Origin of the sequence: Nitratidesulfovibrio termitidis HI1, assembly GCF_000504305.1 — a bacterium.
In the GTDB taxonomy this organism is placed as follows: Bacteria; Desulfobacterota; Desulfovibrionia; order Desulfovibrionales; family Desulfovibrionaceae; genus Cupidesulfovibrio; species Cupidesulfovibrio termitidis.
On sequence record NZ_KI632512.1, the window covers coordinates 1,388,578 to 1,408,861 of the forward strand.

20 protein-coding genes are annotated in these 20,284 nt (G+C 69.0%); 9 read left to right on the forward strand and 11 right to left on the reverse strand.

The annotated features are described in order from the left end of the window. Positions 1-44 precede the first annotated feature (44 nt). The 6 genes from DESTE_RS05695 to DESTE_RS05720 form a co-directional block, all read right to left on the reverse strand. Positions 45-443: a hypothetical protein gene (locus DESTE_RS05695; RefSeq protein WP_035065918.1), complete on the reverse strand. Its 399-nt coding sequence runs from the start codon at positions 441-443 to the stop codon at positions 45-47. A gap of 75 nt (positions 444-518) precedes the next feature. Further along, positions 519-1,433 carry a major capsid protein gene (locus DESTE_RS05700; protein ID WP_035065920.1) on the reverse strand — a complete coding sequence of 305 codons (915 nt, stop codon included), beginning with the start codon at positions 1,431-1,433 and terminating at the stop codon, positions 519-521. A 19-nt stretch (positions 1,434-1,452) separates the two neighbouring features. Next, on the reverse strand, positions 1,453-2,124 hold the full coding sequence (locus tag DESTE_RS05705) for a hypothetical protein (protein WP_035065923.1): 672 nt from the start codon (positions 2,122-2,124) through the stop codon (positions 1,453-1,455). 92 nt (positions 2,125-2,216) lie between these two features. Beyond that, positions 2,217-2,753, reverse strand: coding sequence for a hypothetical protein (locus tag DESTE_RS05710; protein ID WP_156925277.1), 537 nt, complete (start codon positions 2,751-2,753; stop codon positions 2,217-2,219). Next, a complete protein-coding gene (locus DESTE_RS05715) occupies positions 2,750-4,573 on the reverse strand; it encodes a portal protein (RefSeq protein WP_035065926.1) in 1,824 nt (607 codons plus the stop codon). Before DESTE_RS05715 ends, DESTE_RS05710 begins: the two co-directional genes overlap by 4 nt. 10 nt (positions 4,574-4,583) lie before the next feature. Beyond that, positions 4,584-4,811, reverse strand: a complete 228-nt coding sequence (locus DESTE_RS05720) for a hypothetical protein (RefSeq protein ID WP_012612216.1) — start codon at positions 4,809-4,811, stop codon at positions 4,584-4,586. Between the two features lie 677 nt (positions 4,812-5,488). On the opposite strand from DESTE_RS05720, the gene DESTE_RS17145 reads away from it, so the two are divergent. From DESTE_RS17145 to DESTE_RS05760, 7 genes are all read left to right on the forward strand, one after another. Beyond that, complete coding sequence (locus DESTE_RS17145; RefSeq protein ID WP_051384337.1) at positions 5,489-6,478, forward strand: pyrimidine/purine nucleoside phosphorylase family protein; 990 nt, start codon at positions 5,489-5,491, stop codon at positions 6,476-6,478. Positions 6,479-6,674: 196 nt separating this feature from the next. After that, positions 6,675-8,084: an alpha/beta hydrolase family protein gene (locus tag DESTE_RS05735; protein WP_035065934.1), complete on the forward strand. Its 1,410-nt coding sequence runs from the start codon at positions 6,675-6,677 to the stop codon at positions 8,082-8,084. Between the two features lie 517 nt (positions 8,085-8,601). Continuing rightward, positions 8,602-9,465, forward strand: a complete 864-nt coding sequence (locus DESTE_RS05740) for a hypothetical protein (RefSeq protein WP_245590744.1) — start codon at positions 8,602-8,604, stop codon at positions 9,463-9,465. 308 nt (positions 9,466-9,773) lie between these two features. Then, a complete protein-coding gene (locus DESTE_RS05745) occupies positions 9,774-10,310 on the forward strand; it encodes a hypothetical protein (protein WP_035065936.1) in 537 nt (178 codons plus the stop codon). Continuing rightward, positions 10,307-10,663 carry a hypothetical protein gene (locus DESTE_RS05750; RefSeq protein WP_035065937.1) on the forward strand — a complete coding sequence of 119 codons (357 nt, stop codon included), beginning with the start codon at positions 10,307-10,309 and terminating at the stop codon, positions 10,661-10,663. The genes DESTE_RS05745 and DESTE_RS05750 overlap by 4 nt, the downstream gene beginning before the upstream one ends. Beyond that, positions 10,660-11,532: a terminase small subunit gene (locus DESTE_RS05755; protein ID WP_084559367.1), complete on the forward strand. Its 873-nt coding sequence runs from the start codon at positions 10,660-10,662 to the stop codon at positions 11,530-11,532. The genes DESTE_RS05750 and DESTE_RS05755 overlap by 4 nt, the downstream gene beginning before the upstream one ends. A gap of 403 nt (positions 11,533-11,935) precedes the next feature. Then, positions 11,936-12,139, forward strand: coding sequence for a hypothetical protein (locus DESTE_RS05760; RefSeq protein ID WP_035065940.1), 204 nt, complete (start codon positions 11,936-11,938; stop codon positions 12,137-12,139). 178 nt (positions 12,140-12,317) lie between these two features. Here DESTE_RS05760 and DESTE_RS05765 read toward each other — a convergent pair whose 3' ends face one another. The 5 genes from DESTE_RS05765 to DESTE_RS05785 form a co-directional block, all read right to left on the reverse strand. Then, the gene (locus DESTE_RS05765; protein WP_051384338.1) at positions 12,318-12,665 is read right to left on the reverse strand and encodes a hypothetical protein; all 348 of its coding nucleotides are present in this window, start codon (positions 12,663-12,665) and stop codon (positions 12,318-12,320) included. 411 nt (positions 12,666-13,076) lie between these two features. Further along, complete coding sequence (locus tag DESTE_RS05770) at positions 13,077-13,718, reverse strand: tetratricopeptide repeat protein (protein ID WP_156925278.1); 642 nt, start codon at positions 13,716-13,718, stop codon at positions 13,077-13,079. A gap of 434 nt (positions 13,719-14,152) precedes the next feature. Further along, the gene (locus DESTE_RS05775) at positions 14,153-14,878 is read right to left on the reverse strand and encodes an OmpA/MotB family protein (protein WP_035065943.1); all 726 of its coding nucleotides are present in this window, start codon (positions 14,876-14,878) and stop codon (positions 14,153-14,155) included. A gap of 67 nt (positions 14,879-14,945) precedes the next feature. After that, complete coding sequence (gene motA, locus DESTE_RS05780) at positions 14,946-15,791, reverse strand: flagellar motor stator protein MotA (protein WP_035065945.1); 846 nt, start codon at positions 15,789-15,791, stop codon at positions 14,946-14,948. 9 nt (positions 15,792-15,800) lie between these two features. Beyond that, positions 15,801-16,424 (reverse strand): hypothetical protein, encoded by a 624-nt coding sequence (locus DESTE_RS05785; protein ID WP_245590745.1) that lies wholly within the window; start codon positions 16,422-16,424, stop codon positions 15,801-15,803. 448 nt (positions 16,425-16,872) lie between these two features. On the opposite strand from DESTE_RS05785, the gene DESTE_RS05790 reads away from it, so the two are divergent. Then, the gene (locus DESTE_RS05790; protein ID WP_035065948.1) at positions 16,873-17,478 is read left to right on the forward strand and encodes a hypothetical protein; all 606 of its coding nucleotides are present in this window, start codon (positions 16,873-16,875) and stop codon (positions 17,476-17,478) included. Between the two features lie 260 nt (positions 17,479-17,738). Continuing rightward, positions 17,739-20,231 (forward strand): ATP-binding protein, encoded by a 2,493-nt coding sequence (locus DESTE_RS05795; RefSeq protein ID WP_035069819.1) that lies wholly within the window; start codon positions 17,739-17,741, stop codon positions 20,229-20,231. Positions 20,232-20,284: the final 53 nt, after the last annotated feature.

Genomic DNA, 20,284 nt, shown 5'->3' on the forward strand with positions numbered 1-20,284 from the left:
CCCGTTACGGATGGGGCGGGCGGGGGTTGCGATCCGTGGCCGCGCTAGCGCGGCAGGTAGTCGAAGACGACGTCCACGGTGCCGGAGGCCCCGGCGTCGTCGGTGCCGATCACCACGCGCACGTGGCGGCGGCAGTCGGAAGGCAGGGGCAGGCGGCCCAGCACCTCGCCGTCGGCCCAGGTGCGCCCGCCCGGGGCGGAGCGCCGGAACGACACCGGCAGCGCGGCAAAGGCCGTGCCGTCGTCGCTGTCTTCCAGCATCAAGGTAAGGCTCTTGCCGTCGCCCAGGGTGACCGGCGTGGCGGCCACGGCGGCCACCTCTGCCGCGCCCATCATCGAACCCGCGCGCTGCGGGCCGCCGTTGCCCACGGCCTGGGCGTTTTTGGGCAGTTCCTGCCCCTTGGCCAGATGTTCGCCATGCACACGCAGCATGTGTCCGTACATGCGTTTCTCCTTGTTCATCGGCACCGCCGGGCGGTTGCCGTCATGGTGTTGCGGAAGGGACGCGGCGCGGGGCCGCTACAGGGCAAGCACCTGTTCGGTGCCGTCCTTGAAGTTGTAGGAAGTGACGATCTCGATGCCGTTCCAGTGGGTGATCTGGCGGTCCATGTCCTTGCCGCCGGGCACGATCTGCAGGGCGCCGGCCTTGTAGCGGTACAGCAGGTTGCGGGCGCGCTCGTGCATGAACAGGTAGGTGGAGCCGGAGGTGGCGCGCACCTGGGCCAGCATGTCGTCGATCATGGCCTCGGTGGGCACATGGTCGCGGCTGACGTTGACGATGGCCGCCACGCTGTGGGGGTTGGCGATCTGGATGCCCAGGTACGACTTCAGCCGCAGGCCGAACACCAGCACGCCCTGGTACTGGCCGCTGGTGGCCTTGTAGAGTTCGCCGCCGTTGATGGACTGCACGTCCAGCACGGTGCCCTGCTTGAAGCATTCCGGACTGTACAGGCCGCAGGTTTCGCCTTCGACGAAGCGCACGGCCAGCATGGAGTAGCAGCCGCCCGCCGTGGCCCCGGCGTCGGTGACCGCGCCGTGGTCCAGGGCGAAGGCGCGGAAGTTGTCGTAGATGATGCGCTGTTCCGCCGACATGCCCGAACGGCGCAGCACCTTGGGCATCTTCTTGGAGAAGTACTTTTCCTTGCCGCCGAACATGCGGGCGGTGTCTTCGGGCACCTCGATCTCGCCGCCCAGGATGGACAGGTCCACCTTGCGCAGGTTGCTGGTCACCTCCACCGAGGGCAGGGGGGCGTTCATGTCCACCCAGCCCGCGCCCTGCACCTCTTCCACGTCCTCGTACATGTTCCACAGGCCGTGGCTGGCCTCTTCGAAGGGAACGATGCCCAGGATGGGGGCCTCCTCGGTCAGCCCGTCCACCTGCTGCGGCTGCGTGGATGCCTGCTCGTTGCTCAGATCCTTCAGCGTCTTGCCCATGCCGGATGCCTCCTGGCGGTTAACGTTTGGCGAACACGACGGTCCGCAGGAAATCCTCGGTGCTCATGGCCTCGCCGCGCGCGCCCGCCGGGCCGCTGCCCGCGCCCAGCGTGTCCTCGCCCATGCGCTCGCCCACCAGGGCCATCAACTCGGCGAAGGCGGGATGGTTGCCGAGCCCGGCGCGCACCAGCGGGGCCAGCCGCCCCTCCATGCGGGTGTCCAGGCTGCGCACGGCGCGGCGGGCGGTATCGATACGTTCGTCGTAGCGGCCCTTCCACAGGGTGCGCAGGCCCGCCTCGCAGCCGTCGGCGGCAAAGCCGCCCGCCGTCTCGTGCTCGGCCACGTAGAAGTCCACGGCGGCGCGGGCCTGTTCCGGGGTCAGCCCCTGGGCGGCGCACAACGCGCGGAAGCGGTCCGCCGCCGCCGTGTCCACGCTGAGGTGGTCCGGCAGGTCGAAGGCGTAGTCGGCGGCGTTGCGCGCGGCGCCGGAAGCGCCGGGCGCATCGGGCAGGCCGGGGGCGGATTCTGCGGGGCTGACCGCGCTGCCGGGGGCCGCCGACGCGGTGTCGGGGTTCGCCGGAGCCGCCGGACCGGAGGGTACGGGCGCGCCCCCCATTCCGGATGTCCCGGATGTTCCGGATGCGCCGCTCGCCGTGCCGGATGAAGGTGCCGGGGCCAGTGTCTGTTCCATGGTGTCCTCCGTTGCAGGGTTGAACGCGTGAACGTTGAGGGTGTCTGTTGAAGACCCGCCTGTTGCAGGCGTGGTCATCCGGCGCGGACGGATCAGTCCCGTCGCTCGCCGGGGTTCAGTTGTTCACCGGCCCAGCGCCGCGCCCCCTCCAACTGAATGCGCAGCAGGCTGGCCGGGTCGGCCATGGCGATTTCCGCCGTGCGGTCGCGGGCGTAGTCGTACAGGGCCGCGGCCCCGTGGATGGCGGGCTCGGGCCGGGACAGGCGGTCGTTGGCGCAGGCGGCGTCCAGCCAGTGGCGCAGCACGCGCACCCCGGCCCCGCCCTGCGTGCGCAGCACCGCAGCCAGATCGTCGAGATAGGCGGCAAGCCGGGTGGTTTCCTCGCGCCGGGCATGGCGGGCTTCTTCCACCTCCGGCCCCAGCAGGTCGGTCAGCAGGCCGTCCGCACCATTCAGGCCATCAGGGTCTGCGGCGTCCGCCACGGCGGTACGGGCCAGCAGGTCGGCCAGAACCACATCGGACTGCGGCACGTGGCCGGACTGCGGTGCGGAATCGGCCCGCTGCACGGAATCAGGGTGACGCCCACCGCCCGCCGTACGGGAAGGGATGGGAGAGGAATGACGGCTCATGCGCGCGCCTCCGTGGCCCGGCCCACCGGAGTGGGCGGGGCAGCCGGGGCAGGCGATGCAGGGGGCCGGGATGCCGCGGATGCCACGGACGGTGTGGCCGATGCGGCGGTGCCAGACGGGCCACTACCGCCGCTGCCGCCATTCCCGCTCGAAGCGCCGTCCCCTCCGTCCACGCCCAGCACCCTGGCCAGCGCGCTGGCGGCGCCCGCCGCCCCGCGCGCCACGGCAACGCCCTGCGCTGCCAGCCCGGCCTCGCGCTCCGCGCGCAGCCGCAGCACCTCGGCATCGGAGCGCACCACCCGTGCGGGCACCCCGCCGATGGAGGCCAGTTCGTCCACGGCCTGCTCGAAGTCGATCTTGTCCAGCACGCCGGGCGCGGTGGCCGACAGGGCCGTGACCTCCGCCGCGAACTGGCGGATGGACTGCGCCGCGCCCAGCCGCTGGGCCTGGGCCAGGGCCGAAACGTATTCCACGCGCATTTCCAGCCCTTCCAGTTCCGGCGGATTGGGCGGCAGCGCCCCGGCCCGGCGCAGGATGCCGTAGGTGCGCGTCAGCAGCGGATCGAGCAGTTCCGTCTGATGCCGCTCGATGACCGGGCCGAGCATGAGCAGCTTTTCCTGCCCGCGTTCGGCCACCTCTGCCGCCGTGACGTTGGAGCGCCCGTCAGCCGTGAACATCAGGAAGAGATCATTGAAGAACCCTTCGCGCACGGCCTTGCGCACGTCGTCGATCTTGCGCGTCACCGCCGCGATGTCCGGGTTGATCTGGTAGAGCGGGGCAACGGCCTCGGGCTGGCCCGGCGCCACGTAGTTCTGCGCGCCGGGAATCAGGTTGAGCCGCTGCTTGAAGCCGGTGGGCACGCGCATGGGCGGGTTGACCACCTTGTGGATGGCCAGCAGCTGGCTGCGGGCCATTTCCTGCAACATCTTGACGTCGGGCAGCACGTCCATGCCGGGCGAGCGGCCATACACGTCGCCGCCGGTGACGTCCCAGCGCGCGGCCAGATGCGGGAATTCCTCAAAGCCGCCCTCGTGCAGCAGATCCCCGGCAGCGCCGTCCGCCTCGAACACCAGCGACTCGAAAGGCATGTGCAGGTTGCCGCCGTGGCCGGGGGTACGCATGGCGCGGGGCCGCACCAGGTGCACCACCTCCACGTGACGGTTGGGTTCCTTGCGCAGCATGCGCCGCGTGCCGCTGGACAGACGCGACTCGCCATAGCGTTCCGCCAGTTGGCGGGCGGTCATCAGCATGCGCCGCGCCACGGTGTCCACGCGGCCCGCCGCATCGCAGGCCCAGGAGAATTCGCCGCAGGTCAACGCGGCGAAGCGGGTCAGCCGTTCGGGGTCCACTTCCTGATACAGGTCGGCGGAACCGAAGGCGGCCAGTTCGGTGTAGAGCGCGTGCGAGGCCTGGTAGAAGTTGCTGCGGGCCAGCGCCCAGTACAGCCGCTGTTCCACCGCATCCAGCCAGCGGCGGGCCGGGCCCGATTCCGCGTCGGCCCCGTCGGCCAGGCGCAGGCGGAACCAGGGCCGCGCGGGCGAGGTAAGCCCGCCCTGCATGCCCGCCGCCAGGATGCGCACGGCGCGGGTGGCCGTGGCGTCGATGACGCGCCCGCCGCGCGTGTCGGAAGTTCCGGGCACGCTGGACGGGCCACCCCCCGAAGCGGACGCGGGGGCGCCCAGCGGATCGCGCCCGTGCATGCGTCCGCGCCGGGGCAGGACGTAGGCGGCGATGTCGCGCCACGCCTCTTCCCACGGCGAACGCTGCCGCTCCAGAAAGTCCACCGCCTCGCGGGCGTCGCGCAGTCGTTGGCTGGTCATGCCCGGATCCTCACAGTCCCAGCAGCGTCTTGCGCTGGGTGTCGGGGGTGCCGGGCACGCCCAGCGCCCCGGTCAGGATGGTGCCCTGCCTGCCCCGCGCGCGCAGTGCGGCGCGGCGGGCGTCCTCGCGCGCGTCCTCCACGGCCTTGGCCTCCTGCTCGGCCACCTCGTCGGCGGCCGGGGGCGCGGGAGGAGCCGGGGGCTCCGGGGCCTTGTACGATTTGCCGCCACCACCCATGGCATTGCCTCCTTGCTTCGGTGCGCGGACGTCTCGCGGGGCCGGACCACCCGGCCACCACGGCCGCGCCGCGTGAGCAGGTGGTACACCCCGCTTTTCGGGCGGATGCGGCCGGAAGGGGGTTGGAAGGGGGGCGCGGGGGTGTACGAGACATGCGCGCGCATGACGCAAAAAAACGTGCAGCCCGCCCGAAACGGGAAAACCGGAATCGGGCGGGCTGGAACGGCGGGATCAAGGGAGGTGGAAAGGACGACGGGTGGGGTATGGGGTATGAGGGCAGGGACAGACAATATCGCGCTTCACCGGGTGGGGACGACCGCGCGGAAGCACAAGGCGGCACATGTGGGGCGAAATGCTTCCGGCGGGTTAAGGAGAACCGCAACCCTACCGATACGTATGCATGGCCCGTCGGTTCCGCTTATGCGCTGTTTCCGCCCTGCGCGAACCCTGCCTTGCGCCGTTCCGGGCGCCCCGGCGGACCAGAGCGCAGCGGAACCGGTGCACGGACCAAACCGGGCACAAGCGAATGCCGCCGTCATGCGGGTCAACGCCGTCGACAAGCACGCACCATGCGGGGGGCCGCACCCAAGTGGGGGGCTTTCCCGCCTTGGCCGCGCATGCAGACTTCGTTAACCATATTTGTTTTCCGTAGACATCCGCGCACTTCAGAGGCTGGAATGCCCATCCGCCACGCGGTTCTGGCCGCGCTTTTCGTCATTTTCGTCCTGCCTGCGCCTTCCGCCCCGGCCACCGGAGCCGGAACGCGCTACGAACAGGTGGGCGAGCACTACGACGTTTCCATAAGCTATCCCGTGCTGCGCCACCCCGCCGTGGACGCCGACATTGCGCGCATCGTCTGGAAACTTACCGATGCCTTTCGCCGCGTGGCCGGACATGGGCTGGCCCCGCAGTCCGCGGCGGGGCCCCGTCCCGAACCGGCTGAAAAGGCCACCGGGACCGACAGGCCAGCCGGGATTGGCACCACCGGCAGGACCAACCCGGCCCGGGTCGCCACGCCCCATGCCGCAACGCAGTCCCCCCCCTGGGCGAGCGCGGACGTCTACGCCCCGGCCCGGCGCGACTGGCTGACCGCCACACATCGCATGTCCCGGCCATCGGCCAACGCCGTGTCGGTCATCTTCGAGGTGCAGACCGGCCTGTGGGGACAGGACGGCGTTGCCGTCAGCCACGACCTGCTGGCCGTGAGCTACGATCTGGCCGCCGGGCGGCGCATCGAACTCGACGACCTGTTCGGCGACGACGACTGCGCCGATGCCGTGCTGACCGCCCACCTGCGGCGGCGCAACGGCGGTGACGCGAGCAATGGTGCTGGGCAGCCCATCGCGCCTTCAGCCACGCCTGGGCGCGGACGCGGGCCATTGATCCCATCGGGCGCGTCAGCACCCGCCGCATTCGAGATGATCGGAACAGAGTCTGGCAATGCCGAAACCCCGGTAACCTTCTGGCTCACCCCCCGGGGCCTTACGCTGCTACCCGGCGCGTGCTGCTGGCAGACCGTTTCTGCCGGTGGTTCATCCAGCGTGCCCGGCAATTTCCCCGTGGACGCCCGCAAGACACCGACGGACCCGTCTCCCGAGGTGGAGGTGCCCATAGAGCCGCTGTTGCAATGCGCGCCACACCTCTCCTACTGGGGCAGGGTGCGCTGACGCTGCGAGCGCCGAGCCCAGCTTCGCCCGCTTCCGCCCAGTTCTGCCCAGTTCCGCCCAGTTCCGTTCTACCGATCTGCTACGTCCTGTACCCCCCAGTTCCCCCCGGATACACCCCGTTACACTCTGTTGCATGAGGCCTTGCCGGGTGGGGGCGCATGCGGTATCTCGCACGTGGACATACCGGAGGTTTCCCATGCCGCGCGGCCACGCGCCCCGTCCCCCGTTCCACGCCCGTCCCCATGCGCCCGGCACCGCCCGGCGCCTGTCGCGCACCCTGCTGGCCGCATCGCTGGCAGCCGCCCTGCTGCTGCCCGTCGGCATGCCGCACAACGTGCCCCGAAACCTTCCGGCAGGCATTCTCGCCTCATTTCCGCCCACGCTGAAGGAAGCCCGCGCGGACGGGCCCGCCTCGTACCAGCCCGGCTTCCGCACCATGGGCATCTGGATTCCCGAAACCGGCGAACGGCTCGACGTGGCCGTGTGGTACCCTTCCGTCCGCACTCCCTCCGAGATCCACCTCGGCGACTGGACGCTGGACGTGGCGCGCGGCGGCAAGGAAGTGCCCGGCCGCTTCCCGCTGCTGGTCATCTCGCACTGCACCGCCGGTTCGCGCCTGGCCCACCACGACACGGCGGAAGCCCTGGCCCGCGCGGGCTTCGTGGTGGCCGCCCCCACCCATCCCGGCGACAACAGCAACGACACCTCTCTGCTGTTCCTGCCCGAACAGCTCACGGCCCGGCCCCGACATGTCAGCACCACCATCAGCAGGTTGCTGCGTGCCCCGGAAACCGCCCCCATGATCGACCCTGCCCGCATCGGGGTCATCGGCTTCGGCACCGGCGGGGCCACCGCCCTGCTGCTGGCGGGGGCCCGTCCCGACGGGACCCGTTATGCGAACTACTGCGGGCGCACCACCCCCGGCGACCCCTACTGCACCAAGTGGGCTTCCGAACGGCTGTCCCGCCTGCCGGACACCCTGCGCCCCTTGCAACCTGGCGCAGCCGACGTGGAATCCGGCCCCGCTGGCCCCACTGGCCTCCCGGCCTCGCACGGCGCACAGGGCTTACCGGCTTCCCAGCCCCCCCAGGCCACCATGGCGGACGCCCGGGTGCGCGCCGTGGCGCTGGTGGCGCCCGGCTACGGCATGCTCTTTCCCCGTGCCTCGCTGTCCAGGGTCACCGTGCCCGTGGCCATCATGAAAGCCGACGACGACGAGGTGAACCGGGCCCCCCTGCATGCCGACGCCCTGCGCGCCGCCCTGCCCCGTCCACCGGAGTTCACCGTGCTGGCCGGTGCGGACCATTACGCGCTCATGGCCTCCTGCCCGCCCACCCTGCAACGCGACCTGCCGGAACTGTGCGGCGGGGTGGACGAAGACACCCGCCAGTCCATCCATCAAATCCTGAACGCCCGGCTGGTACGTTTTTTCCTGTCCACCCTGGGCGAGGCCGGGCCGCCCCTGCCCGCTCCGCCCCCGGAGCCGGAACCTCAGATACAGCAGGCCCCTGCCCCGGCGGTCAACGCCACTGCGCCCAAAAGCAAGGGCAAGGGCGACAGGGACGAAAAGCGGAAAAAAGACGGCAAGCCGCGCAAGCAGGGCTAATCCGCCCCGCGCCGACCTGCCGCCGCCCCTCTTGGGGTACCCCTGCCGGAGAACATCCGGCCAGCGGGCTTCCGTCCACGGCCCCCTCGCCCGTATCAGCCAGACGAGCCTGGCGGAACCGACAGGCTTGGCGGGCCTGGCGAGGCCGATTCTCTAGAGTTCCCATCACGAATCAACACGCTGGAAATATTTACATTTTGTAACAATTGCGCAAAACCTGGGCACTGGTCGCGCCACGGGGGGCCGCACGCAGGCGACGCACCCTCACACACATTTTGCAACACATTGAAATATCAGTGTTAAAAAAATACTTCTGTGTACCATTCCGCACCCTTGACAGGGGCCGTCCGAATCAATAAAGCCTGCACACGTGGCGATACGCCATACAACACCATCCGAAGGACTCACGGTAAACACCATCATGCGCGGCGACAACGTTCGGCGTGTACCCTGCCTCCCCATATATTTCCGCAATGTAACCACATCCCGGCTGCTGGCCTCGTTGTTGGCGCTGCTCGTGTTTGCCGTTCCCACCGTCACCGAGGCGGAACGCGGCGACATGCCCAACACCCTGTCCGGCCATGGCCGGGCGGCGGTGAACGGCGCTGGCGACGCCCGTCGCGTGGCCCTGCACTCTTCGGAACCGCAGACCCAGGCGGACGAAGACGGCTGGATCGATATGCCCGGCGGCTCGCGCCCGGCCTACATCGGCATCCACGGCGGCACCGTGCCGGTCAGTCTGCTGGCCACGCGCGGCGGCAACACCATGGTGGCCATGGTGGGCGAAACCGGCAGCGACTTCCTGTACCTGCTGCGTGGCGGGCGCAATCAGTCGGCCGCCAACGCCAGCGACCAGACCGAGGCCGCCTCCGAACTGCTGGCCGCCGCCAAGGCATCCGATGGCGCCCGCGCCGCCACCGTGGCGCTGGATGCCTCGCGCCCGGACAACATCCCCGGCGCCCGCACCGCCGCCATGCCCGAACCCGGCGCCAACGGCACCGTGCTGTTCGCCTCCACTCCTGAAGGCAGCGTGCCGGTGATCTACGCTTCGGGCCGCTCGTTCGAATCGCTGGACATCGCCCTGGCCGACTGGACGCCCTTCGGCCTGACCGAAGACCACGCGACCACTGATGGCAAGGGCAAGATCGTGGCGTCCAAGAAGGCCGCCAAGAAGGCCAAGGCCAAGCAGGTGGCCCGTTCGGCCAAGCCCGACCAGCCCGATCGGATGGACAAGACGGCCAAGGCCCGCGCGGGCAAGACCAAGTCCGGCAAGGCCGACGCGGCGGAGACGGGCAAGTCCGACAGGGCTCCGCGCCTGCCCCGCAACGAAAAGGGGCCCGTGAGCATTCAGGACGCCTCCGACAGCCTCATCGCCGCCTAGTCACGGACAGTGGCACTGCACTTCCGACGCCCCCGCCCAGCGGGGGCGTCTTTGTTTTGCGCGCCCGTCGCCTCCCTCCCCGCCCAATATCCTGTCCTGTGCCAGCGGCTTCACCCACCGCCCATCACTCCCGTTCTGACGCACGACCAGCACGGCCGACATGGCCGCGCACCCTCGGGACGGCCATGTGGCCCCTTGGCCACCCTGCTGTGGCCCGCGTCGCCCCGCAAGACGGGTGTATGCACGTCCTCTCGCGCATGGCGGGCCGGGCATGCCGCCCGGCGGGCCCAGCGCGGAAGGAGCATGGCATGGACTGGAATGGCATAGGCGCCACGGTGGCCCGGGTGGCCCCGCTGTTGGGCGCGGCGCTGGGAGGCCCCGTGGGCGCGGTGGCGGGCGCGGCGGGGGCGTTGCTGGGTTCGGCCCTGGGTGTCGCCCCGGAACCGGCCAGCGTGGCGGCGGCCCTGGGCGACCCGCAGGCCCTGACCACCCTGCGCGAGCTGGAAGTGCGCGAACGGGCACGGTTGCTGGACTGGCAGGCTGAACAGCTGCGGGCCGAACTGGACAACACCCGCGACGCCCGCGCGCGGGAGGTGGCCCTGGCACGTGCCGGACACGGAGGGGCATGGGTGACCGGTCTGGTGGCCCTGGTGGTGGTGGCCGGATTCTTCGGCATGCTGCGGGTGGTGCTGGAACAACCCTCGGTAAACGAACCGGCCCTGCTGTTGCTCGGCTCGCTGGGCACGGCCTTCGGCGCGGTGGTCAACTACTACCTGGGCTCGTCGCTGGGGTCGTTCCGCAAGGACGAACTGCGTTCCCGTGCCGGAGAGGGCGCCCCCCGATGACCGCTCCGAATGGACCCGTGAACGACGCCGGGGCACGCGACGGAGAACGCCGCGCCGAAGGGTGGCGGCTGGACCGCCGGGTGGGTGTGCAGGCACTGGCGGCGGCGGCCACGGCCTTTGCGGGGGCGGTGATGCTGGCGGCCACGGTGCAGGCCCGGCTGGACGCCATGGAAGCTCGCGCCGCCGTCCTGGACGGGGATGTGCGGGCCACGCGCGAAACCGCCGTGTGCGTTGCCCGCATGGACGAACGGCTGGCCGCCGTGCAGCGCGCGCTGGAAGAAATGCGCACCGATCTGCGCCATCTGCGCGCCGAGGCCCGCGTGCCTGACGCCACGGGAAAGGAGGCCCGATGAGCACTACGGAAAACGGCGGGAGGGACACCAGGCCCCGCGCCGACGAAAGCGCCCACGGCGCCGAAACTTCCCGGCGTCCGGCTGGCCCGCAATGCGAAGGAGGCGGACATCCTCCCCGGTTGGGGGTACGCCAACGCCGCTTCGTGGAGGAATTCCTGGTGGACATGTCGCCTGTGCGGGCCGCCGAACGGGCGGGGTACGCGCCGATGCGCGCGGCGCGCACCGCATCCAGGCTGCTGGGCATGCCCGCCGTGCAGCAGGCGGTGGAGCAGGCCATGGCCCACCGCACCACCCGCACCGGGGTGACCCAGGACCGGGTGGTGCGCGAACTGGCCGCCGTGGGATTCGCGGTAATGACCGACCTGTGCCACTGGTCCGACGAGGGCGTGCGGCTGCGTGACTCCACGGAGCTGACCCGCGCGCAGGCCGCCGCCGTGGCCGAAGTGCGCGAGGCATCCACTGCGCGTGCCCCACGTGGCCCGCGCGCCGCGCGCCCGGCACGCGGGCAGACACACGGCCCTGACGAAGAACAGCCCGAAGCCCCGGTGCGCGGCGGTGTGCAGGTGAAACTGCATTCCAAGCTCAAGGCCCTGGAAATGCTGGCCCGCCATCTCGGCATGTTCGGAAACGTCGCGGGCGCCGATGGCGATGCGCCACCGGGCGGCGACACACCTCCCGAACTGCCGGTGGAACTGCGCGCCCGCATCGATGCGCTGTACCCGCACCATGGGGCGGATGCCGTCCGAAACCATGGCGGAGACTGCCGTGAAGACGGAGATGGCGCGGAGGATGACGGCGAAGGGGACTGGGAGGACAGCGAGGACAGGGACCACAACGGCTTCGACAGGGACGGCTGGGGGCCTGTCTAGGCAGGCTGGCATGGGCGGCGGAAGGCAGGACCATGGGAAGGTACGGAACGCCAGCTGGCCGAATGGCGCCGCCGCCCAAGCCGCTGGCCGCAGCGGGTCGTTCCCGGTTGCCCCCGAATCGCTCCCCCAGTCGCCCCCCAGTCGCCCCTGCCACTTCCCGGCCCCCCCCGCCGATACCCAGCGACAGCCCGCCGGTATGGACCATGCCCGTGGCGGAAATTTTTCCGCCACGGGCAACCCGGCGTCACCATGCACACCTTTCGGCAGGGTCCGGCGGCACGGTGCAAGCGCCCCGGAAAAATAATGGAGGGTTGGCGACGGCAGCCGTACCAAAAGTATAGTCGGTCATGCGTCACCGGCGTTCCGCTGGGTGAACGCCGGGCGCAACCGCAAGGAGCGATCCATGAAGGAACCCATGCCCGGCCTGGTGACCTGTACCTTCTGCGGACGCAGCTTCGATGCGTCACCGGAGCAACATCAACGCGAACTGCGCCCCCTGCATGACGAACACTTCTGCCTCGACTGCGCCTGCCACGCCGACCCTGCCATCCTGGCCGTGATCGGTGAAGACCGCCTGCTGGACATCATCGAAAACTGGTACGGATAGCGGGACCATCCGCCTGCCGGGTTCCACCGGTCAACCGTCCGGCCCTTGCATCGGGGACGGGCGGGGTCTTGGGGCACGTCCGCAAGACGCGTGCGGCGAAGCTCCCGGTACGTCCGGCGTGGTCGGCGTGGTCGGCTACCGGTTCAGCTCCGGCATCGGCGGCGGATTCGGGCAGGGTTCAGCGCCGGGGCTCCAGGCGCAGCCCCACGGGTTCGCCCACGCTGGCCAGCAGGCAGGTTATCCGCACGGGCCGGGGCACCCCGTCCGGGGGGGTCAACACGCCGTCCATGCGCAGGATGGTGGACACGTAATGTCCGTCCACTACGCCGTCATGGCGCTCCATGGTGGCGCGCCCGTCATTGATGAAGGACAGGCTGGAAGGCGAGCCATACTGGCTGGCCAGTTCGATCTGGGCGTAGGCCAGGCAGACGTCCAGATCCTGGTCGGAAACTTCCGCGCGGGCGGCGGGCGCCACCGCGCCGGCAAGCGCCCCGGCCAGCACAAGAGTGCACAACAAGCGGGTCATGGCCTCTCGCGCCGCACCAGGCGCGCGGCGCGTACGCCCCCACAAGGCGGCCTTGCCGCTCGCCGCCGTGAAAGCGGTCAACAGTATTGCAGTGGCGTTTCGCATGGCAGCCTCGCAACGGGGAGATGGCACGCGTGACCGGCGCTTCCGGTCGGGCCCCCGTTGGCCACGGACCGGACCTGACGTCCAGGCATGATGCCGCGCCTGATGCCCCCTGATACAGGGCCCGATGCCAATCCTGATGCAGGGCACCGCCGGGTCACTCACCATGCATGGGTACGGAACCATGCCCGTACCGGCTGCATATCCAGATGATGGGGCGCGGCGGCATCCCGGTCAACCCGCATTCCGGGCCGGAGTTGCCCGCCATTTCAGGTCGGGGGCCCGCCTTTCTGGAATGCCGGGCCGACGCTACTTGCAGATGCCTTCCCGCCTGGCGGATTCCATGCCCGTGCAGTCGCCGTTGGAACAGCCCTTGTCGAAATCCGCGCAGGCGGCGGCGATATCGTCCTCCGCCAGTTCCACCGCCGCCCGGTAGTTCCAGGCCCGGTGCTGTGCGGAATCCAGTTCCAGAGACCGTGTCAGATCCTTGCGGGCGCCCATTCCGTTGCCCATGCGGAAGGCCACCAGGCCGCGCCAGGCATAGTTTTCCGCCGAGGGATGCGCCCGCACGGCACGGGTCAGGTCGTCGAACGCCTCGTCCCACAGGCTCATTTCGCTGTAGGCAAGCCCGCGCCGGGCATAGGCCTGCCAGTAATCAGGCTGAAGTTCGATGGCCTTGTTCAGGTAGGCCACGGCCTTTTCCGGCTCGGTGCAGGTTTCGCCGCCCTTCCACAGCACATGGGCCATGGCGAAGAACTTCTCCGCCTCCGGGTTGACCTTTCCGGAAACCCCCATGGGGTTGTATGGTTTCAGCGGCTCCTGCGAGGCGCAACCCCACAGGGAGAACGCCAGGAGCAACAGCACCCCGAAAAACAGCATCCTGACCGGGGCCGGGGTACGCGCGTCGAAAGAACCTGCGCTGGTGGCCGTGCGGAACAACGTGAACGGCATGTCCGTCTCCTGTATGAGGGCGAGCCGTATGGCCCGTTGGTGATGAAGGGAAGGTGATGGCCGAGATGAACGCGCGTCATGCGCGGTTTGCAGCGCTGGCCGGTGGCCGGGCATGGCCGCCTGCGTCGTGCGCGGGCAGACTGCTGCTGGCCGGTGGCCCCATCCAGTCCATGTGGCCTGCCCGACCCGCCCGATCTGGCAAACCGGCCCGACCTGACAAACCTGCCCGATCTGGCAAACCTGCCCGACCTGACAAACCGGCCCGATCTGGCAAACCTGCCCGGACTGGGGGCTGGCGGCCTGAGGGGCGACTGTCTGGCTGGCCGCGCCCGCCGTTATCGCCGCAGATACGCGCCCATCCCCCAAAGTGCAATCGGGGCGGGCCATCGGCCCGCCCCGCGTGAAAGGACAATGGCTGCGGCCGGACCGCGCGCCTAATACACCACGTTGTACGACATGACCTCCGGCCGGTGGAAGTGGAATTCCACACGCCGGTTCTTGCTGCGGCTTTCGGGGGTGGTGTTGGGTTCCAGGGGGCGCGTATCGGCATAGGCGATGCCGCGCAACCGGGTGGGCTTGATGCCCCCGTGCTCGATGATGTAGCGCACGGCAGCAGCAGCCCGGGCGCCGGAAAGTTCCCAGTTCGAGGGATACGGACTGCCTGCGGCCACTTCGCCGCTGTCGCTGTGGCCGCGCACCATCAGGTACAGATTGTACTCGCGCAATATCTTGATGACCTCGTCCAGCACCTTGCTGCCTTCCGGCACCAGTTCCGCCGAACCGGCCTTGAACATCACGTCGCTGTTCACCCGCAGCAGCACCCCCACGTCGTCGGCGCTGATACCGCTGGCGTTCTGCGGAATGGCGTCGGCCATCAGCATCTGCTTCAGCTTCTGGGCGATGGCGTAGTGCGACTTTTCGGTTTCCGACACCTTGAAGTCGCGCGTGTCCAACTTGTCCACCCCCTGCACGAAGGGGTTGTTGGCCACCGGCGAAACGTTGCTCGAATCGAACAGCGACCGCTCGGTGGAGAAGTAGCCCGCCAGCGCCTGCTTGGTCTCCGGCGGAGTCATGTTCAGAATCCACATCAACAGAAAGAAGGCCATCATCGCCGTCACGAAGTCGGCGTAGGCAACTTTCCATGATCCACCGCCAGCCATGGCGTTCCTCCCCGTATGGCGCGGCCCGGACGGGAGGCATCCCTTCCGCCGCCGGGCGCGCGGTGCGTCAGCTCTTCAGCTTTTCTTCCATCTCGGCGAACGTGGGCCGGAAGGTATGCGGGATGGCACGACGCCCGTATTCCACGGCAATGATCGGCGTGGACCCGCGAATGGCGGCGGCCACCGCCTCCTTGATCACTGCAAAATACATGTGGTGCTCGTGGTTGGTCTGCTCGATCTTGGCCCCCATGGGGCCGAACACGCCGTAACAGAACAGGATACCGATGAAGGTACCCACCAGTGCCGCACCAATGTGGTGCCCGAGCACCTCGGGCGGTTCGCTGATCTTGCCCATGGTCAGCACGACGCCGAGCACCGCCGCAACGATCCCCATGCCGGGCATGGATTCGGCCATGCGACCGATGGCGTGCGGGGCGATGGATTCCTCTTCGTGCATGGACTTCATGTCCACTTCCATCAGGCTGTCGATTTCGTTGGGGTCGCCGGTGGTCAGGTACACCCGCAGCGTGTCGCCGATGAAGTGCACGGTGTGCTTGTCCTTGGCGATGGCGGGGTACTTGTTGAAGATGGAACTGCCTTCCGGCTTTTCGATGTCCTGTTCGATGCTGATCACCCCTTCACGGTGCATCTTCACGAACAGCGAATTGAGCAGGCCCAGCACTTCAAGGTACTTGGCCTTGCTCATGCCGGGGTCGCCCATGATCACCTTCATGTTCTTCATCACCAGACCGAGCGAGTACTTGGTGTTGGAGATGATGAACGCACCGAACGCCGCCCCGAGGATGATGATCATTTCCGCAGGCTGGAACAGCACGTGCAGAACGCCGTGCGACATCAGGTAGCCGCCGATGATCGAGCCGAAGACGACAACGAAACCGATTATGACGAACATGGCGTGGTGTCAGTTCCTGTTGGCCTGCATGGCGCCGCACGCACGCGCGGCGTCGATTTCCGCAAGCAGATGCTCAAGGTCAAGGCCGGGCGAGGGTGCGGGTTGCAGGCCCCGGCCCATGCGGGCCACCTCGTCGCACCAGCGGGTCAGTTCCTTTACGCCGTAACGCTCCGCGTCGAACATGCGGAAAGCCTTTTCGGCCTTTTCCGGCACGCCGCGCGACGTGATGTGCAGCCCCAGCAAGACCGCGTCGGGCACATGATCGACATGCGTCACGCGCGTTCCCAGAAAAAGCGTATAATTTCGAACGACTGCCCCAACAACGGGTGACAGCAGCTTGAGGTACACGTGCAGCCCGTCTACGGCCACCGGGGCATCCGCCGGATTCCTTGCCGACGCCAGGCCCAGGCATTGTGCGGCCTCCATCGCAAGGCGCATGCGCACTCCCCGCGTGCTCACGTCCGTAAGGGCAATGCCGCCCGTCCCCGAAAACCCCGTCGCGGCGGGAGTTCCCAGGTCTTCCAGCGTCAGACGGCCATCGGAAACCGTACGCCCGGGCCACAGGGCCACTTCGCGCAGAAAGCCCGGTGGGGCTTTCACCCTGTAGTTGTGCCTGCGCTCTGCATCGTCCATTTCAGATGTCCCGGTTCGCATGTCCCGGTTCGCACGTCCGGGCTGCCGCGTCCGGGCTGCCGCGTCCGGGCCCAGCCGATGTCGACCGGTTTTCGGCCGGGGCGCAGCCATGCACCATGCGGCCATGCACATCCTGACATGTTCTGCATGCTCTGCCAGACACGCCCGGCCTGGGCCTGCTCCCTACGCTCTCCATCCCATGTCACCGCGCCCGGCGCCATGCGGCACGAACCCGATGCAGGTGACTGGAGCCGGGCCGCACCCTGTGCATTTACGCGATTGTAGCCGAGAACGCGGTACATGGAAAGTGGGGGAGGCCCCAATGCCATCATACTCCGCGCACGGACATCGCGCATCGCGCACGCTGAATGAACCGCAGGAGCGACAGGCGTGCCCGGCGCGACATTTGCTGTTGCATCAATATATATAAAAAGCTATAACGCATCACATGAACATACCCCCCGCCCCTTCCTTCGTGCGGCTCCGCGACGCCATGCTGGCCTTGGCGGCGTGGCTGAACACCCCACCCAGCAAGCCTGGGCAGGCAACCTCGGCGACCACGGAAACCGGGGCAACGGGAACGCCTGGCACATCTGGCTCGGCCGGGCCAATCGGCCCCCATCTCCTGCGCCCGCTGTGCGCCGCCGGGCTGCGCTGCCTTGCGGCCAACGCCGAGCAGTACGACCGGCTCATCGTCCGGCCCAACGCCTTTGCCGCGCATTTCACCGCCACGGTGGCCATGCTGGCGCCCACGGCAGCCCTTGCGAACCCACCGGCCACGCCCGCGGACGGCCAGCTTGACGACGCCGCCTTCATGCTGGTGGAGGACATGGCTGCCCTGTTCCGCGAACGCAGCCTGCGCGCGCCGGAAGATCGCCCGAACGAAGCCGAGCAGGCCCTGCTGGACCACTTCGAACGCTGCGGCGAATGGCTGCCCGCCGATGGCACCACCATCACCGACTGGTACTACGTCCGCCTGCCTGCACTGGTGCTTGCGCAACTGCTGCGCCGGGCAGAGGCCGCCGCCCGTGCGGATTGCCCCCCCGGCAGCTAGAGAACCACCGCCCGCCCCTGCCCCGCGGGGCCGCATGCCGTCCACACCATCCGTCGGCGCCATCAGCTGGCGCCATTCCCGGCGCATCCTCTTGCGCCATTCCGCACCGTCACGCCCAGTCCACCGCCCCCCCCCCGGAACATGCCCCCGCCAGCCCTCGCGGTCCTGCCCTTTGCGGCGTTACCCGTTGCGTTCACGCTCGCGTTCTGCCAATACTGGGTGAAGTTCCACGTTCACCACATGCAGCACGAGTGCACTTCATGCCCGCTTCGCGCCATGCTCAGCCCGGGCGTTCCCGGGCCACCGAATCCGCCACCGGCAACGATGCCTCGCCGGGCTGCGAGGGTGACCACGACCCGGCCTTGACCAGTGCAATGCCAGGCGCGATGTCGGGCGCGGCGCCCGGTTCGCCATCGGGAACGGCCCGCATCGCGCCACGCACATTCCGCCCCGGCGCGTTGCGCTGGCTGCTCCCCACCCTGTTGCTGGGCGTTTGCGCGCTGCTGGCCGCCATCACCTTCGCCGATCCCTATGCCTTGCCCGCCACCCCTCCGGTGCAGGCCCTGCTCATCAACTCCTACGACCAGCGCATGCACTGGGTGCGCGACCTTACCGACGCAGTGGAGACCAACCTGGCTCCACCGGTCGGCAACGTGCTGCTGCGGATGGAGAACATGGACACCAAGGCGGTGCACGACGATGCCTACTTCGCCGCCTATGCCGCCATGCTGCGCGCCAAGTACGCCACGGTGCGCCCCGCCCTGCTGCTGTGCTCCGACGACCATGCCCTGAACTTCCTGCGCCGCTACCGCGACACGCTCTTTCCCGGCGTACCCGTGGTCTTCGGGGGCGCCAACAACTTCACGCAGGCGCGCGTGCAGGGCATGTCCGGGGTCACCGGCGTGACCGAGGAGCACTACCCCTACGAGACGGCGCAATTCCTGCTGCGTGCCCACCCCGGCGTGGAAGAAATCTTCGTCATCAACGACTACACCGAAAGCGGCCGGTCCACCGCGGCGGAACTGGCCGAGGCGCTGCGCCCACTGGAAGGGCGCATACGGCTGCGCTGGAATTCCGACGTGCCCATGGACGATCTGCTGCGCCAGGTGGCCGCGCTGGGGCCGGAAACCGCCGTACTGCTCGGCGTGTACTATTCCGACGCATCCGAACGCACCGTGACGTACGAAGAGGCGGGCCTGCGCATCGCCGCCGCGGCCAGGGTGCCGGTCTACTGCATCATGGGCTTCAATCTCGGCGGCAGCATGGTGGGCGGCAAGCTGATCACCGGCGACTCGCAGGGGCGCATCATGGCCGAACTGGGGCGGCGCATCCTGGCGGGCGAAGACCCGGCGTCCATCCCCGTGCGGCGCGGGCCGGGAGAATTCCTGTTCGACTATGCCCAATTGCGGCGCTGGCGCATCAGCGAAGCATCCCTGCCTCCCGGCAGCCAGGTGGTGGAGCGGCCTTTCTCCGTCTATCGCGCCTATTCCCGCGAAATTCACGTGATCATCGCCTTCGTGGTCGCCATGCTCGCCACCATCGCCGCCCTGGCGGTGGTCATGCGGCGCAGGGCACGGACCGAGACGGAACTGCGCAAGCTGCGCAACCTGCTCGCCAACATCCTCGATTCCATGCCGTCGGTGGTGGTGGGGGTCTCGCCCGAAGGGCGCATCATCCAGTGGAACCGCCAGGCGGCACGGATGTCCGGCGTGGAACCCGCAGCAGCCATGGGCCGCAGCCTTCAGGAGGTCTTTCCGCGCCTTGCCCCGCAACTGCCCCGCGTGCGCGAGGCCCTGGACAGGCAGACCCCCGTGCGCGGCGAGCGGATGACCCACACCGACAACGGCGTGCCCTGCTACGAGGACGTCACCGTGTTCCCCCTGGCCGCCAACGGCATGGAGGGGGCGGTGATCCGCCTGGACGACGTGACCGAGCGCGAGCGGGTGCGCGAAATGATGATCCAGACCGAGCGCATGCTGTCGGTGGGCGGGCTGGCGGCGGGCATGGCGCACGAGATCAACAACCCCCTCGGGGGCATCCTGCAGGCGGTGCAGAACGTCCTGCGCCGCATAGAACCGGGGCGCGCCGCCAACGACGAGGCCGCCCGCGCCATGGGCTGCACCGTGGAACAGGTGCGCGACTATCTGGAACGGCGCGGCGTGCTGCGCATGGCCGCCGGGGTGCGCGAGGCCGGGCTGCGGGCTGCCCGCATCGTTTCCAACATGCTCAACTTCAGCCGCCGCAGCACCTCGTCGCACATGGAATGCGACATCGACGCGATGGTGGCCTCTGCCGTGGACCTTGCCGCCAACGACTACAGTTTTCGCAAGAACCACGACTTCCGCAGGCTGCGGGTGGACGTGCGGATTCCCCCCGACCTGCCCAGGCCCTCCTGCCTGGCCACAGAGGTGGAGCAGGTGCTGCTGAACCTGCTGCGCAACGCCGCGCAGGCCCTGGCCGGATTCATCCCGCCGGACGGCGCCCCGCCCACCATCACCGTACGGGCCGAGCACAACCCGGCGGGGGTGGCCGTGACCGTCTCGGACAACGGCCCCGGCATGCCGCCAGAGGTGCGCGCCAGGGTCTTCGACCCGTTCTACACCACCCGCCCGCCCGGAGAGGGCACCGGGCTCGGGTTGTCCGTGGCGTTCTTCATCGTCACCCAGAACCACAAGGGCACGTTCACCGTGGTTTCCGAGCCCGGACAGGGCGCCGCCTTCACCTTTACCCTGCCGCTGGGGGGCACGCCATGAACGCCGCCCCTCTCCGTGTCCGGAAGACTGGCCGCCCGGCCGCATGCCTGTTC

Coding starts and splice junctions, on each gene's coding strand:
- DESTE_RS05705 (WP_035065923.1), bottom strand. CDS start 2,124: ATGGAACAGACACTGGCCCCGGCACCTTCATCCGGCACGGCGAGCGGC.
- DESTE_RS05735 (WP_035065934.1), top strand. CDS start 6,675: ATGCCGCGCGGCCACGCGCCCCGTCCCCCGTTCCACGCCCGTCCCCAT.
- DESTE_RS05745 (WP_035065936.1), top strand. CDS start 9,774: ATGGACTGGAATGGCATAGGCGCCACGGTGGCCCGGGTGGCCCCGCTG.
- DESTE_RS05750 (WP_035065937.1), top strand. CDS start 10,307: ATGACCGCTCCGAATGGACCCGTGAACGACGCCGGGGCACGCGACGGA.
- DESTE_RS05695 (WP_035065918.1), bottom strand. CDS start 443: ATGTACGGACACATGCTGCGTGTGCATGGCGAACATCTGGCCAAGGGG.
- DESTE_RS05775 (WP_035065943.1), bottom strand. CDS start 14,878: ATGGCTGGCGGTGGATCATGGAAAGTTGCCTACGCCGACTTCGTGACG.
- DESTE_RS05765 (WP_051384338.1), bottom strand. CDS start 12,665: ATGACCCGCTTGTTGTGCACTCTTGTGCTGGCCGGGGCGCTTGCCGGC.
- DESTE_RS05795 (WP_035069819.1), top strand. CDS start 17,739: ATGCCCGCTTCGCGCCATGCTCAGCCCGGGCGTTCCCGGGCCACCGAA.
- DESTE_RS05790 (WP_035065948.1), top strand. CDS start 16,873: ATGAACATACCCCCCGCCCCTTCCTTCGTGCGGCTCCGCGACGCCATG.
- motA (WP_035065945.1), bottom strand. CDS start 15,791: ATGTTCGTCATAATCGGTTTCGTTGTCGTCTTCGGCTCGATCATCGGC.
- DESTE_RS17145 (WP_051384337.1), top strand. CDS start 5,489: ATGCCCATCCGCCACGCGGTTCTGGCCGCGCTTTTCGTCATTTTCGTC.
- DESTE_RS05755 (WP_084559367.1), top strand. CDS start 10,660: ATGAGCACTACGGAAAACGGCGGGAGGGACACCAGGCCCCGCGCCGAC.
- DESTE_RS05715 (WP_035065926.1), bottom strand. CDS start 4,573: ATGACCAGCCAACGACTGCGCGACGCCCGCGAGGCGGTGGACTTTCTG.
- DESTE_RS05760 (WP_035065940.1), top strand. CDS start 11,936: ATGAAGGAACCCATGCCCGGCCTGGTGACCTGTACCTTCTGCGGACGC.
- DESTE_RS05785 (WP_245590745.1), bottom strand. CDS start 16,424: ATGGACGATGCAGAGCGCAGGCACAACTACAGGGTGAAAGCCCCACCG.
- DESTE_RS05700 (WP_035065920.1), bottom strand. CDS start 1,433: ATGGGCAAGACGCTGAAGGATCTGAGCAACGAGCAGGCATCCACGCAG.
- DESTE_RS05770 (WP_156925278.1), bottom strand. CDS start 13,718: ATGCCGTTCACGTTGTTCCGCACGGCCACCAGCGCAGGTTCTTTCGAC.
- DESTE_RS05710 (WP_156925277.1), bottom strand. CDS start 2,753: ATGAGCCGTCATTCCTCTCCCATCCCTTCCCGTACGGCGGGCGGTGGG.
- DESTE_RS05720 (WP_012612216.1), bottom strand. CDS start 4,811: ATGGGTGGTGGCGGCAAATCGTACAAGGCCCCGGAGCCCCCGGCTCCT.